The 13,149-nt window shown below is 62.3% G+C and carries 14 protein-coding genes; 3 read left to right on the forward strand and 11 right to left on the reverse strand.

The window, feature by feature from the left end; all coding sequences use genetic code 11:
• Positions 1 to 18 precede the first annotated feature (18 nt).
• Genes E0D86_RS06340 through glyQ form a run of 4 tightly spaced genes read right to left on the reverse strand, consistent with a single transcriptional unit; the run spans position 19 to position 4,298 of the window.
• Positions 19 to 756, reverse strand: a complete 738-nt coding sequence (locus E0D86_RS06340; RefSeq protein WP_131649154.1) for a 1-acyl-sn-glycerol-3-phosphate acyltransferase — start codon at positions 754 to 756, stop codon at positions 19 to 21.
• Positions 756 to 1,295, reverse strand: coding sequence for a D-glycero-beta-D-manno-heptose 1,7-bisphosphate 7-phosphatase (gmhB, locus tag E0D86_RS06345; protein ID WP_131649155.1), 540 nt, complete (start codon positions 1,293 to 1,295; stop codon positions 756 to 758). The genes E0D86_RS06340 and gmhB overlap by 1 nt, the downstream gene beginning before the upstream one ends.
• A 4-nt stretch (positions 1,296 to 1,299) precedes the next feature.
• Positions 1,300 to 3,354, reverse strand: a complete 2,055-nt coding sequence (glyS, locus tag E0D86_RS06350) for a glycine--tRNA ligase subunit beta (protein ID WP_131649156.1) — start codon at positions 3,352 to 3,354, stop codon at positions 1,300 to 1,302.
• The gene (glyQ, locus tag E0D86_RS06355; protein WP_131649157.1) at positions 3,351 to 4,298 is read right to left on the reverse strand and encodes a glycine--tRNA ligase subunit alpha; all 948 of its coding nucleotides are present in this window, start codon (positions 4,296 to 4,298) and stop codon (positions 3,351 to 3,353) included. The genes glyS and glyQ overlap by 4 nt, the downstream gene beginning before the upstream one ends.
• Positions 4,299 to 4,439: 141 nt before the next feature.
• On the opposite strand from glyQ, the gene E0D86_RS06360 reads away from it, so the two are divergent.
• The 3 genes from E0D86_RS06360 to E0D86_RS06370 all read left to right on the forward strand — a co-directional run bounded on the left by E0D86_RS06360 (position 4,440) and on the right by E0D86_RS06370 (position 6,250).
• Entirely contained in the window at positions 4,440 to 5,006 is a 567-nt protein-coding gene (locus E0D86_RS06360) for a DNA-3-methyladenine glycosylase I (RefSeq protein ID WP_131649158.1), read from the forward strand.
• Positions 5,007 to 5,067: 61 nt separating this feature from the next.
• Positions 5,068 to 5,955, forward strand: a complete 888-nt coding sequence (locus tag E0D86_RS06365; protein WP_131649159.1) for a lysophospholipid acyltransferase — start codon at positions 5,068 to 5,070, stop codon at positions 5,953 to 5,955.
• A 28-nt stretch (positions 5,956 to 5,983) separates the two neighbouring features.
• Entirely contained in the window at positions 5,984 to 6,250 is a 267-nt protein-coding gene (locus E0D86_RS06370; protein WP_131649160.1) for a PilZ domain-containing protein, read from the forward strand.
• Between the two features lie 75 nt (positions 6,251 to 6,325).
• Here the strand turns inward: E0D86_RS06370 and E0D86_RS06375 are convergent, their stop codons facing one another.
• From E0D86_RS06375 to rsmB, 7 genes are all read right to left on the reverse strand, one after another.
• Positions 6,326 to 6,643: a tetratricopeptide repeat protein gene (locus tag E0D86_RS06375; RefSeq protein ID WP_131649161.1), complete on the reverse strand. Its 318-nt coding sequence runs from the start codon at positions 6,641 to 6,643 to the stop codon at positions 6,326 to 6,328.
• Between the two features lie 73 nt (positions 6,644 to 6,716).
• Positions 6,717 to 7,550: an ectoine/hydroxyectoine ABC transporter ATP-binding protein EhuA gene (gene ehuA / locus E0D86_RS06380; protein WP_131649162.1), complete on the reverse strand. Its 834-nt coding sequence runs from the start codon at positions 7,548 to 7,550 to the stop codon at positions 6,717 to 6,719.
• Positions 7,547 to 8,206, reverse strand: a complete 660-nt coding sequence (gene ehuD, locus E0D86_RS06385; protein ID WP_131649163.1) for an ectoine/hydroxyectoine ABC transporter permease subunit EhuD — start codon at positions 8,204 to 8,206, stop codon at positions 7,547 to 7,549. Before ehuD ends, ehuA begins: the two co-directional genes overlap by 4 nt.
• Positions 8,203 to 8,862 carry an ectoine/hydroxyectoine ABC transporter permease subunit EhuC gene (ehuC, locus tag E0D86_RS06390; protein ID WP_131649164.1) on the reverse strand — a complete coding sequence of 220 codons (660 nt, stop codon included), beginning with the start codon at positions 8,860 to 8,862 and terminating at the stop codon, positions 8,203 to 8,205. Before ehuC ends, ehuD begins: the two co-directional genes overlap by 4 nt.
• A gap of 243 nt (positions 8,863 to 9,105) precedes the next feature.
• Positions 9,106 to 9,960 carry an ectoine/hydroxyectoine ABC transporter substrate-binding protein EhuB gene (ehuB, locus tag E0D86_RS06395; protein WP_131649165.1) on the reverse strand — a complete coding sequence of 285 codons (855 nt, stop codon included), beginning with the start codon at positions 9,958 to 9,960 and terminating at the stop codon, positions 9,106 to 9,108.
• A gap of 349 nt (positions 9,961 to 10,309) precedes the next feature.
• The gene (gene trkA / locus E0D86_RS06400) at positions 10,310 to 11,683 is read right to left on the reverse strand and encodes a Trk system potassium transporter TrkA (protein ID WP_131649166.1); all 1,374 of its coding nucleotides are present in this window, start codon (positions 11,681 to 11,683) and stop codon (positions 10,310 to 10,312) included.
• Positions 11,684 to 11,821: 138 nt separating this feature from the next.
• Positions 11,822 to 13,147 (reverse strand): 16S rRNA (cytosine(967)-C(5))-methyltransferase RsmB, encoded by a 1,326-nt coding sequence (gene rsmB / locus E0D86_RS06405; protein ID WP_131650001.1) that lies wholly within the window; start codon positions 13,145 to 13,147, stop codon positions 11,822 to 11,824.
• Between the last annotated feature and the right edge of the window lie 2 nt (positions 13,148 to 13,149).

Below are 13,149 nucleotides of genomic sequence, written 5' to 3' on the forward strand. Positions count from 1 at the left end.
CCTGCTCCATTCCGCCTTTCAGGCACCGCCTTCGAGTCGTCTGACCTGCGCATTGATCCAGTCTTCAGCGCGCTGATTGAGTTCAGCGACAGCGCGAGGGCCTTCGCTTTCGGCATGCATGGCTGGGCCAATGACCACCTGAATGGTACCGGGAATCTTGCCCCAACCAGTCTTGGGCCAGAACATGCCGGCGTTATGTGCGATCGGCAGGACCGGCAGCCCAGCGTTGACGGCAAGCGCCGCTCCGCTGCGGGAGAACTTACCCTGCTCGCCAACCGGTACGCGCGTGCCTTCCGGGAAAATCAGCACCCAGGCGCCTTGCTCCAGACGCTCATGACCTTGCTTGGCCACCTGACGCAATGCCGCCTTGGGATTGTCGCGATCGATAGCGATGGGTTTGAGCAGCATGATCGCCCAGCCAAAGAACGGCACACGCAGCAACTCACGCTTGAGCACCTGGGTCAGGGGCTCGAAGTATGCCGACAGGAAAAAGGTTTCCCAGGTGCTCTGGTGCTTGGCCAGAATCACGCAGGGGCGCGACGGGACGTTCTCCGCACCGTGCACCTCGTAGCGCAGGCCGACCAGCGTCTTACCCAGCCATACGGCGCAGCGGCACCAATTCTGTACCACGAAGCGATAGCGCATGCGGAATGCCATGAACGGCGCGCAGACCAGGCAGACCAGGCACCAGGCAAAAGCGGTGAAGGCCAGAAGGAAATAGAACAGCGCAATCCGAGCAGCAAACAGAAGGTTCATCACGATGCCCTCAGCAGATGTTCGGCAACCGCCGCGAGATCATCGAATACCTGAGTTCCAGGCGGTAGTGCGCCTTTCAGAGTACGCATGCCCTTGCCAGTCCTGACCAGGTAAGGCGCACCGCCCAAGAGCATGCCTGCATGCAGATCGCGATGGCTGTCACCGACCACCGGTACACCTTTGAGATCGGACAAATGGAAATGCTCGGCAATTTTTTGGAACAACCCCGGCAGGGGCTTACGGCAGTCACAGCCATCGTCCGGACCATGCGGGCAATGCATGATCAGGTCGATGCGTCCACCCTGCTCCATCACCAGCTGCTGCATCTTGAAGTGCATATCGTCGAGCATCGAGGCATCGAACATGCCTCGCGCCAGACCGGACTGGTTGGTGGCAACCGCCACCGTCCAGCCCGCCTTGCACAGGCTGGCGATGGCCTGGAGAGAGCCTGGAATCGGAATCCATTCATCCAGGGTCTTCACATAGGCATCGGAGTCCTCGTTGATGACGCCGTCGCGGTCGAGCACTATCAGTTTCACCGGCTTAGCCAAGTGCGGAAATATCGGCGACGCCAAGGAACAGTCCTCTCAACCGGGCGAGCAAGGCATAGCGGTTGGCGCGTACCGAAGCGTCTTCGGCATTGACCAGTACCGCCTCGAAGAAGGCGTCCACCGGGCCGCGCAGATGCGCCAGGCGCTCGAGCGCCTCGCGATACTGGCGTGCCGCAGCGAGCGGTTGCACGGCCTGTTCGGCCTGTTGCAGCGCCGAATACAGCGAGAACTCGGTGGCATTGTCGAACCAGCGGGGCTCGACGGTTTCCGGCAGCTTCGCTTCGAACTTGCTCAGCAAGTTCGAGACACGCTTGTTGGCCGCTGCCAGCGCTTCTGCTTCCGGTAACGTGCGGAACGCCTGCACCGCCTGTACACGCTGATCGAAATCCAGCGCAGAGCCCGGCTGCACGGCACGTACCGACAGATAGGAAGCGACTTCGATTCCCTCATCTTCATAACGGGCACGCAGGCGATCGAAGATGAACTCCAGCACCTGATCGGCGAGCCCTTCTGCCTTTACTTGGTTGCCGAACTGGCCGATGGAGAAGCGCACGGCTTCTACCAGATCGAGATCCAGTTGCTTCTCGATGAGGATGCGCAGGATGCCCAGCGCCGCACGACGCAGCGCGTAGGGGTCCTTGCTGCCGGTGGGCAGCATGCCAATGCCGAAGATCCCGACCAGCGTGTCCAGCTTGTCCGCCACCGCCAGAATCGCACCCGTACGGGTACTTGGCAGCTCGGCGCCGGCACCACGCGGCATGTACTGTTCGTTCAACGCCAGCGCCACGTCCTGCGGCTCGCCATCGTTGAGCGCGTAGTAGTAACCGGCAATGCCCTGCATTTCCGGGAACTCGCCGACCATTTCGGTAGCCAGGTCGCACTTGCTCAACAGGCCGGCACGGGCGGCCCATTGCGGATTGCCGTCGGTGCGCTCGGCGATGAAAGCGGCGAGCTGCGATACCCGCACGGCCTTGTCGTAAACAGTGCCCAGCTGCGCCTGGAAGACCACGTTCTTCAACCGTTCGTTGAAACTTTCCAGCTTCTGCTTCTTGTCCTGCTTGAAGAAAAATTCGGCGTCGGTGAGGCGCGGGCGCACCACCTTCTCGTTACCGGCGACGATCTGCGCCGGGTCTTTCGATTCGATGTTGGCCACGGTGATGAAACGCGGCAGCAGCTTGCCGTTGGCATCCAGCAGGCAGAAGTACTTCTGATTGTCCTGCATGGTGGTGATCAGTGCTTCCTGCGGCACTTCCAGGAAGCGTTCCTCGAAGGAACACACCAGCGGAACCGGCCATTCGACCAGTGCGGCGACCTCATCGAGCAGGGCCGGCGGCACGATGGCGGTGCCGCTCTGCTCGCTTGCCAGCTGCTCGACGCGCTTGGCGATCAGCTCGCGGCGCGCGGCGAAGTCGGCGATCACATGGGCTGCGCGCAGGTCTTCGAGGTAGCTGGTCGGCTTGGCGATACGCACCGGCGCCGGATTGTGGAAACGGTGGCCGCGCGATTCGCGTCCAGCGCGCTGCGCGAGAATGGTGCAATCGATGACCTGATCACCCAGCAGCATCACCAGCCACTGAGTAGGACGAACAAATTCTTCCTTGCGCGCGGCCCAGCGCATGCGCTTGGGAATCGGCAGCTCGTTCAGCGAGGTTTCGACGATGCCAGGTAACAGCTCGGCGGTCGGCTGGCCGGGGATCGAGCGGCTGTAACGGAGTTTCGGGCCGCTGCGGTCGATCTCTGACAGATCGACGCCACACTTGCGGGCAAAGCCCAGCGCAGCCTGGGTCGGCTCGCCCTCGGCGTCGAAGGCGGCCTGCAGGGGCGGACCATCGAGGTTGATGCTGCGATCGGGCTGCTCGGTATCGAGCTGCTCGATCAGCACCGCAAGACGTCGCGGCGCGGCGAACGCCTGTACCCGACCATGCTTGAGGCCGGCTTCTTTCAAGCCTTTCTCGATACCAGTGCGGAAGGCATCAGACAACTTGCCCAACGCCTTGGGCGGCAGCTCTTCGGTGCCAAGTTCGACCAAGAAATCCAGTGCGCTCATTCTGCTGCCTCCAGCTTGGCCAGTACTTCATCTCGCAGGTCGGGGGCCGCCATGGGGAAGCCGAGTTTGGCGCGGGCCTGCAGGTAGCTCTGCGCCACCGCACGAGCCAGCGCACGGACACGAAGGATGTACTGCTGACGCGCCGTCACTGAGATGGCGCGGCGGGCATCCAGCAGGTTGAAGGTGTGCGACGCCTTCAACACCATTTCGTAGGTGGGCAGTGGCAGCTCCAGCTCGATCAGCCGGTTGGCTTCCGACTCGTAGAAATCGAACAGCTCGAACAGCTTGTCGACGTTGGCGTGTTCGAAGTTGTAGGTCGATTGCTCCACCTCGTTCTGATGGAACACATCGCCATAGGTGACGGTGCCGAACGGGCCGTCGGTCCAGATCAGGTCGTAGACCGAATCGACGCCCTGCAGGTACATGGCCAGGCGCTCCAAGCCGTAGGTGATCTCGCCGGTCACCGGGTAGCATTCGATGCCACCGACCTGCTGGAAGTAGGTGAACTGGGTGACTTCCATGCCGTTCAGCCAGACTTCCCAGCCCAAGCCCCAGGCGCCCAGTGTCGGCGACTCCCAGTTGTCCTCGACGAAGCGCACGTCATGCACCGAGGTATCCACGCCTATGCGGCGCAGCGACTCCAGGTACAGGTCCTGAATGTTGTCCGGGTTGGGCTTCAGCACTACCTGAAACTGGTAGTAGTGCTGCAGGCGGTTGGGGTTCTCGCCATAACGGCCGTCGGCCGGGCGGCGTGAAGGCTGGACGTAGGCCGCATTCCAGGTCTCGGGACCGACTGCGCGCAGGAAAGTGGCGGTGTGGAAAGTACCGGCGCCCATTTCCATGTCATAGGGTTGCAGGACGACGCAACCCTGCTCCGCCCAGTAACTTTGCAGGGCGAGGATCAGGTCTTGGAAGGTGCGCACGGCAGGCGTAGGCTGGGTCAAAATTTCACCTGTGCTGGCTTCGACAGAAAGCCCCGGAGTATACCCGATAACGGCTCAAACCCGTGGTGGCGCTTGCCTTTGGGTTGGATGCCTGCGGTGACATCCGCACTCTGCTCATGCCGCTTTCGAGGAGTGGAAAAAATGCCGCGTTGCGCCTGGTGCACCGATGACCCGCTGTACATCGACTATCACGACAGCGAATGGGGTGTGCCGACCCGTGATCCCCAGGTTCTGTTCGAATTCCTGATCCTCGAAGCCTTTCAGGCCGGGCTGTCGTGGATTACCGTCTTGCGCAAACGTGAGCGGTATCGCCAGGTGCTGTTCGGTTTCGATCCGCAGCGGCTGGCGCAGATGAGCGACGCCGAAATCGACGAACGTATGCTCGACGCGGGCATCATCCGCAACCGACGCAAGCTCGAAGCTGCAAGGCGCAATGCCCAGCGCTGGCTGGAACTGGAAGATCCGGTTGGCTGGCTATGGTCGTTCGTCGGCGGCCAACCTAAGGTCAACCATTTCCGGTCGCGCAGCGAGGTTCCGGCGGTAACTCCTGAAGCCGAGGCCATGAGCCGCGCGCTGAAGAAGGCCGGCTTCAGTTTCGTCGGCCCGACCATCTGCTACGCCTATATGCAGGCCTGCGGCATGGTCATGGACCACACCAGCGATTGCGAGCGCTACCCGATACTCGCCTACACCTCGGTCAGCGCCTAGTACGAGTAGCCGAACACTGGAAGCAGTTACACTAGCGGCTTTGATTTTTCGGGAGAGATCCTTGGACAAGTTCAAAGGTGCGCTGGTGGTCGGTTTCCTGCGCCTGTTCGCCCTGCTGCCCTGGCGCGCGGTGCAAGGAGTGGGCGGTGCCATCGGCTGGTTGATGTGGAAGTTGCCCAACCGTTCCCGCGAGGTCGCCCGGATCAATCTGGCCAAATGTTTCCCTGAACTGTCTGCCGCCGAACAGGAAGCGCTGTTGGGACGAAGCCTGCAGCAGATCGGCAAAGCCTTTACCGAAAGCGCCTGCGCCTGGATCTGGCCGGCGGACAAGACGTTGCAGCTGGTCAGGCAGGTCGAAGGGCTCGAAGTACTGGAACAGGCCTTGGCGTCCGGCAAGGGCGTCGTCGGCATCACCAGCCATCTGGGCAACTGGGAAGTGCTCAATCACTTCTACTGCGCGCAGTGCAAGCCGATCATTTTTTACCGCCCACCGAAGCTCAAGGCCGTCGATGATCTCCTGCAACGCCAGCGTGTGCAGCTGGGCAACAAGGTCGCGCCTTCGACCCGCGAAGGCATCATCAGCGTGATCAAGGAAGTGCGCCGCGGCGGCGCTGTGGGTATTCCTGCGGATCCGGAGCCCAGCGAAGGTTCCGGCGTGTTCGTCCCCTTCCTCGGGACGCAGGCGCTGACCAGCAAATTCGTACCCGGCATGCTCACCGGAGGCAAGGCCATCGGCGTGTTCCTCCATGCGTTGCGTCTGGAGGACGGTTCGGGCTACAAGGTGATCATCGAAGCGGCACCGCCGGCTATGTACGACGAGAATGTCGAAGTCGCGGTCGCGGCCATGAGCGACGTCATCGGGCGCTATGTGCGCACCTGGCCGAGCCAGTACATGTGGACCATGAAGCGCTTCAAGAAGCGCCCGGCCGGCGAGCGTCGCTGGTACTGAAAGCTAACAAAGACAACAGGAACGTCAGATGGCCAACCAGCGACAGCATCCACGTGCGCCCATGAAGTGCCGGATACGCATCACGCATGAGTCCTTTGGCGAGGTGCTCGCCCACACGCGCGACCTGTCCGATGGTGGCGTATACGTCAAACATCCTCAGCTGACCGAGCTGCAGCCCGGCACGATCGTCAGCGGACAGGTGCAGGATCTGCCGATTCCGGCGCCTGTGCTGCAGATGGAAGTGATGCGTGTCGATGCCGAAGGCGTCGGCTTGCGCTTCGTGCAGGACAGCTGAAGCCGAACCTGCCGATTGGATTGGCGGAGCTAAAGGCGTCGCCGGAACTGCACAGCTTGCTGCCGATTCAGGACGCTAGCTGTCGGCCTGCTTGTTCAGCTTGCGCAGAAACACGCTCATCTCCTTTTCCGCCTGTTTGTCGCCGTGTGCTTGCGCCGCGACCACGCCCTGCTCCCAGGCCCGACGCGCGCCGTCGCGGTCACCGCTGGCCTGCAACGCTTTGCCCAATAGTTTCCAGGCCGCGGAATAGTTGGGATCCTGTTCGACGCAGCGCTGTAGGTGCGTCGCAGCCTGCGCCGGGTCGCCGGCATCCAGATAACCCTTGCCGAGGCCGAAGCGCAGCATGGGATTGTCCATGCCTTTGGCCAGCATCTTTTCCAGTGATTCGAGCATCTGCGCCCCCTTGTGATATCGCACGCGACAGGGCCGGCGATCATCGCAGATCGAACCGGCCCTGCCACCGCGTCTAGCTTGCCTGAGTGACCGCGCTCAGAAACTCTTGAGTGCGCGTTTCCTGCGGATTGCCGAACAGCTCTTCCGGCGTGCCCTGCTCGTGGATCCGGCCTTCGTTGAAGAAGCATACGCGGTCGGCGAACTCCCGGGCGAAGCCCATCTGGTGAGTGACCATCAGCATGGTTAGGCTATGCGCGTCGCCCAGTCGGCGGATGACGTTGAGCACTTCGCCGCACAGCTCGGGGTCCAGCGCTGACGTCACCTCATCGAACAGCATCACCTTGGGCCGCATCGCCAGCGCTCGGGCAATGGCCACGCGCTGTTGCTGGCCGCCGGACAGCTGCGACGGGTAATGCTCGAGCTTGTCTTCCAGCCCAACCATGGCCAGCAATTCCTCGGCGCGTTCGCGCGCTTCCTTTTTCGACAGCCCCAGCACCTGCACCGGCGCTTCCATCACGTTCTGCCGGGTGCTCATGTGCGGAAACAGATTGAAGCTCTGGAACACCATGCCGACCTTGCCGCGCACTCGGCGCAAGTGCCGGGCGTTGGCTCGGACCAGTTCGCCGTTGGTGCCGGGCATATGCGTCAGCGGCTCGTCATCGACCATGATCACGCCCTCGTCGATGTCCTCCAGCGTCATCAGGGCGCGTAGCAGGGTGGATTTGCCGGACCCGCTGGGGCCGATGATGGCGACCTTTTCGCCGTTGCGCACATCCAGATCGAGATGGTTGAGCACGGTCAGGTCACCGTAACGCTTGGACACGTCGCGAAACTGCACCATGATTTCCGGCTCGTTGGCCGCAGCGATCGGGTTCGAGTTTTCGGTGGTTGGCATCACTGCGTTCATCGGGCGAGCTCCATACGGTTTTCCAGACGGCGCACGAACCAGGCGAGGCCGAGACTGAGAATGAGGAAAAACAGACCGACCATGGTGATCGGTTCCAGATAGCGGAAATGCTCCGAGCCGATGTTCTTGGCCCGTTGCATGATTTCCACCACGGTAATTGCGGACAGCACCGGCGTGTCCTTGAGCATCGAGATCAGGTAATTGCCCAGCGCCGGCAGAATGGGCCGCAGGGCCTGCGGCAGGATGATCGTGCGGTAGGCGTTGAGCGGCTTCATGTTCAACGCCGTCACCGCTTCCCATTGCGCACGCGGCACAGCATCGAGCCCGGCACGGTAGACCTCGGCGGTGTAGCAGGCGTAGTGCAGCGCGATGCCGATGATGCCGGCCTGTAGCGCCGAGAGATTGAGACCGTAGTTGGGCAACACGAAGAACAGGAAATACACCTGAATCAGCAGCGGCGTGCTGCGGATGAATTCGATCAGCCCGGTTACCGGCCAGGACAGCCAGCGCTGCCGGCTGCGTCGGCCCACGGCGAGAAACAGTCCCAGGACGATAGCAATGGAGAAGCCGGCCAGGGTGATGCCGATGGTCTTCAGCGAGGCGTCGAGCAGCCTGGGCAGAATCTCCAGGGCGAATGCCCAATCGAAGAAATTCATGACAGCCCTCCCCGCACGCGTCCGCGCGCCAGGCGCCGTTCGAGCATGCGCATGGAGAAGTTGATGATCTGCGCAAGAACGAAATACATGACCAGTGCCAGGCCGAAGATTTCCAGCGTCATCAGCGTGGCCTGATCCAGCTGGCGCGCGCGAAATGCCAGATCCGACAGGGTGATCAACGAAACCAGCGAGGTGTTCTTCAGCAGCTCGATCAACAGGTTGGTACCCGGCGGGATCGCCGCCAGCAAGGCCTGCGGCAGGATCACCCGGCGCAAGCGCTGCCAGGCGGTCATATTCAGCGCCTGGCATGCCTCGTACTGCCCTTCGTGCACCGAGCGGATGGCGCCGCGCAACACTTCCGCACCATAGGCGCCAATGTTCAAACCGAGGCCGACGACCGCGACGCTGAAGGCGCTCATGGACAGATTGAACGGCGGCATCGGCAACACGAAATAAAGCCAGAACAGCTGGACCAGCAGCGAGCTGCCGCGAAACACCTCGATATAGGTGATCGCCAGCCATCGTAGCGGTGCGATTGGCGAGAGCCGGCCCAGTGCGCCGATCAGCGCTGCGGCTATGGCCAGCAAGGAGCCCCAGAAGGTGACCTGCACGGTCACCCAGGCGCCTTGCAGCAGAAGGGGAAGTAATTCATTCATCTTGGAATTCCGGTTGGCTCCGGGGTGTTGGAGCTGGGTCGCAGGACACCCGATAAGGCTGGCTGCGTGAGCGGGCTGCGGTCCGGCCGCCGCGTGGCGTCTTGCGTCCGGCGGCGGGAAGCAGGCATGCGTGAATCGGCGCACCGCGATGACGCGCGGCGACCGACCAGAGGCAGAAGCACTAGCGAAGGACTGTTCACCGAGGGAAGTCCGGCGCGGCATCAGCGGCCGCGCCGAATCCATTCAAGCGCTACAGAGCTCTTCGGCAGTCTTGTCGGTGATGTTCGACCGATCGAAGCCGAACGGCTCGACGGTTTTCAGGTGCTCGTCACTGCCCAGCCACTTCTTCAGCTCGGCATTGACCGCATCACGCAGCGCCTTGTCTTCGGGGCGGAATGCCAGGGCACCGTAGCCGGTGTGGGCCGGGTCGTCCTTGAAGTCAGTGGTGGCTTCGACCTGATCGCCAGCCTTCTCGGCCAGACCCTTCATGGTCAGTTGGGTGCCGATGGCGGCGTCGGCGCGGCCGGTGCGTACGGCCTGCAGTTGCGAAGTGGTGTCGGGCACCTGGACGATCTGAGAATCCTTGATACCAGCTTCGCGTGCGTAGGCGAGGTTGACCGTGCCGGACATGATGGCCAGCTTGGCCTCGGGGTCGTTGGCGATATCGGCGTAGCTGCGCAGATTCTTCGGGTTGCCGGTTTTCACCAGCAGGGTATCGGGCAACTGGTAGTGCGGATCGGTGAACAGCACCTGCTTGCAGCGCTCCGGCGTGATGTACATGCCGGCGGCGATGAGGTCGAAGCGGCTGGCGCGCAGGCCGGGAATCAGCGAGCCCCATTCGGTGAGGACGGGGTTGATGGTCTCGATGCCCATCTGCTGGAAAATCTTTTCGACGATCTCGGGGGACTCGCCGGTGACGCTTCCGTCGGTGGCGGTGTAGGCGAAGGGGGTTTCGTTGGCGTAGCCAATGCGGACGCTACTGCTGTCCTTGATGTCATCCAGGGTATCGGCCTGGACCAGGCTGCTGATGGTCACACTCGCTAGCGCAGTACAACCGACCAGTAGCCGGGCAATGGGTGAGATGCTGAAATTCCTCATGGGGTGTCTCTCCTGTGTTCCTTTGAAATCCGCAAGGCGGATCATTAGCTTTAGGAGGCCGCCGCCAGGGGCGAACGTGGTCAAACCTGTGTTGAATGCGGTTGCCTCGGTTGTTGTTATTGCCATAACCGCAGGTTAACGAAGCGCCGTCATGGGACTTACTGGCTTCGTATCCCTGACTGGAGGATACAAAAGCTGAGCAGTTAACGGAAATGTAGAGGCCATTTGAGCCGATTCGTCACGAATCAGCGTCAAAAAAGCAAAGAGATACCGTCTGGCTTGAATCCAGTCGCTTCTGCGGCGCCAGGCTCGCCCGGCGTCGGTGAAAAGGCGGCAGCAATCTGCGAGATCAGAAAAAGGTAAGGCCCGCCTGGAACAGCCGCTCCACGTCGCGAATGTGCTTCTTGTCGGCGAGGAACAGAATCACGTGGTCGCCCGACTCGATGACGGTGTCGTCATGGGCGATCAGCACCTGCTCGGCGCGAATCACCGCTCCGATGGTGGAGCCCGGCGGCAATGTAATCTTGCCGATGGCGCGACCGACGACCTTGCTCGAACGCGAGTCGCCATGGGCAATCACTTCAATCGCCTCCGCCGCGCCCCGGCGCAGCGAGTGGGCACTGACGATATCGCCGCGGCGTACGTGCGTCAGCAGCGTGCCGATGGTGGCCAGCTGGGGGCTGATGGCGATATCGATCTCGCCACCCTGCACCAGATCCACGTAAGCCGGGTTGTTGATGATGCACATCACCTTGCGCGCGCCCAGGCGCTTGGCCAGTAGCGACGACATGATGTTGGCCTCGTCGTCGTTGGTTAGCGCCAGGAACACATCGGCGTCGTTAATGTTTTCCTCCACTAGCAGATCGCGGTCCGAGGCGCTGCCCTGGAGGATGATGGTGCTGTCGAGGGTGTCCGAGAGGTAGCGGCAGCGCGCCGGATTCATCTCGATGATTTTCACCTGATAACGGCTTTCGATTGCCTCGGCGAGGCGCTCGCCGATGTGTCCACCGCCAGCGATGACGATGCGGCGGTAGGAATCGTCGAGTCGGCGCATTTCGCTCATCACCGCGCGGATATGCGCACGCGCTGCAATGAAGAAGACCTCGTCGTCGGCCTCGATGACCGTATCGCCCGTCGGCAGGATCGCCTGGTTGCGACGGAAGATCGCCGCTACCCGTGTGTCGACGTTGGGCATGTGCTTGCGAATCTGGCGCAGCTCTTGGCCCACCAGCGGCCCGCCATAGTAGGCGCGCACCGCGACCAGCTGGGCTTTGCCACCGGCAAAGTCGATCACCTGCAGCGAACCGGGATGCTCGATCAGGCGCTTGATGTAGTTGGTGACCACCTGCTCGGGGCTGATCAGCACGTCGACCGGTATCGCCTCGTTGCTGAACAGATTGGAGCGGGTGAGGTATACGGACTCACGTACTCGGGCGATCTTCGTCGGCGTATGGAACAGCGTGTAGGCAACCTGGCAGGCAACCATGTTGGTTTCATCGCTGTTGGTTACCGCCACCAGCATGTCGGCGTCGTCCGCACCGGCCTGCCGCAGCACGGTCGGAAACGAACCTCGGCCGACCACGGTGCGAATGTCCAGGCGATCACCGAGATCGCGCAGGCGATCAGGATCGGTGTCGACCACGGTGATATCGTTGGCTTCACTGGCGAGGTTTTCGGCCAGCGTACCGCCCACTTGCCCCGCACCGAGAATGATGATTTTCACGAAGTCGCTCCTGAAGGGCAGCTTTCAACGCCCATTATTGGCCAAACTTGTCGATTGCCTGTCGGTGGGTTGAAGCGGAGCGCCGCCCGGCACAAAGCCGTTGGGTGGGCTTCAGCCCACCGATGTCCCCGGCCTGTCTCATTGAGACACGCTGGCCGTGGGTTGGGCCGCGATCTTCATTAGTTTGGCGTAATAGAAGCCGTCATGGCCGTTCTCCTGCGGCAGCAGCTGACGGCCATGAGACTGCTCGACACCGAAACCTTTCGGCAGATCCAGCTGGCGCGCGCCAGGCATGCGTGCCAGGAAGGCCTCGATCACCTCGCGATTCTCGGTCGGCAACACCGAGCAGGTGGCGTACAGCAGCACACCGCCGACCGCCAGGGTCGGCCAGAGCGCATCGAGCATTTCGCCCTGCAGCGTGGCCAGCGGCGCGATGTCATCGACCTGGCGGGCCAGCTTGATGTCTGGATGACGGCGAATCACGCCGGTCGCCGAACAGGGCGCGTCGAGCAGAATGCGCTGGAACGGACGACCGTCCCACCATTGATCCGTCGCACGCGCATCGGCGGCAACCAGCTGTGCCTGCAGTTGCAGGCGGTCGAGATTTTCCTGCACCCGCTGCAGCCGCTTAGGCTCCAGGTCCAGCGCGACGACTTCCGCCAGCTGGGGCTCGCGTTCGAGAATATGGCAGGTCTTGCCCCCCGGCGCACAGCAGGCGTCCAGCACGCGCTGCTCGGGCGCCAGATCGAGCAGGGACGCCGCCAGCTGCGCTGCTTCGTCCTGCACGCTGACACGCCCTTCGGCAAAGCCCGGCAACAGATTGACGTCGCAGGCCTCGGCCAGGCGGATGCCGTCCTCGCTGTGGCTGCAGGGGAAGGCTTCGATACCGGCCGTCTGCAGCTCGGCGAGATAGTCATCGCGCCCGGTCTGACGGCGGTTGACCCGCAGCATCATCGGCGGATGAATGTTGTTCGCCGTGCAGATCGCCTCCCAGTGTTCCGGCCAATGCGCCTTCAGCGATTTCTGCAGCCAGCGCGGATGGGCGAAACGGATCACCGGATCACGCTCCAGTTCGGCGAACAGCGCTTCACCTTCGCGTTGGGCATTGCGCAGCACGGCGTTGAGCAGGCCCTTGGCCCATGGCTTTTTCAACTTATCCGCGCAGCCGACGGTTTCGCCGATGGCGGCGTGCGGCGGTATGCGGGTGTAGAACAGCTGATACAGGCCGATCAGCAATAGCGCTTCGACGTCTCGATCGGCGGCCTTGAATGGCTTCTGCAGCAGGCGTTCGGCAAGGCCGGCCAGACGCGGTTGCCACCGTGCAGCGCCGAACGCCAGCTCCTGGGTCAGGCCGCGGTCGCGGGCGTCGACCTTGCTCAACACATCGGGCAGGCTGCTGTTCAGCGAGGCTTTGCCGGCCAGTACCACACCGAGCGCACGGGCCGCGGCGAGGCGCGGGTTCATCG

The sequence above is a fragment of the Pseudomonas sp. IC_126 genome (assembly GCF_004331835.1).
In the GTDB taxonomy this organism is placed as follows: Bacteria; Pseudomonadota; Gammaproteobacteria; order Pseudomonadales; family Pseudomonadaceae; genus Stutzerimonas.

Coding starts and splice junctions, on each gene's coding strand:
- E0D86_RS06340 (WP_131649154.1), bottom strand. CDS start 756: ATGAACCTTCTGTTTGCTGCTCGGATTGCGCTGTTCTATTTCCTTCTG.
- glyS (WP_131649156.1), bottom strand. CDS start 3,354: ATGAGCGCACTGGATTTCTTGGTCGAACTTGGCACCGAAGAGCTGCCG.
- E0D86_RS06360 (WP_131649158.1), top strand. CDS start 4,440: ATGCCGCGTTGCGCCTGGTGCACCGATGACCCGCTGTACATCGACTAT.
- E0D86_RS06370 (WP_131649160.1), top strand. CDS start 5,984: ATGGCCAACCAGCGACAGCATCCACGTGCGCCCATGAAGTGCCGGATA.
- E0D86_RS06375 (WP_131649161.1), bottom strand. CDS start 6,643: ATGCTCGAATCACTGGAAAAGATGCTGGCCAAAGGCATGGACAATCCC.
- ehuA (WP_131649162.1), bottom strand. CDS start 7,550: ATGAACGCAGTGATGCCAACCACCGAAAACTCGAACCCGATCGCTGCG.
- ehuD (WP_131649163.1), bottom strand. CDS start 8,206: ATGAATTTCTTCGATTGGGCATTCGCCCTGGAGATTCTGCCCAGGCTG.
- ehuC (WP_131649164.1), bottom strand. CDS start 8,862: ATGAATGAATTACTTCCCCTTCTGCTGCAAGGCGCCTGGGTGACCGTG.
- ehuB (WP_131649165.1), bottom strand. CDS start 9,960: ATGAGGAATTTCAGCATCTCACCCATTGCCCGGCTACTGGTCGGTTGT.
- rsmB (WP_131650001.1), bottom strand. CDS start 13,147: ATGAACCCGCGCCTCGCCGCGGCCCGTGCGCTCGGTGTGGTACTGGCC.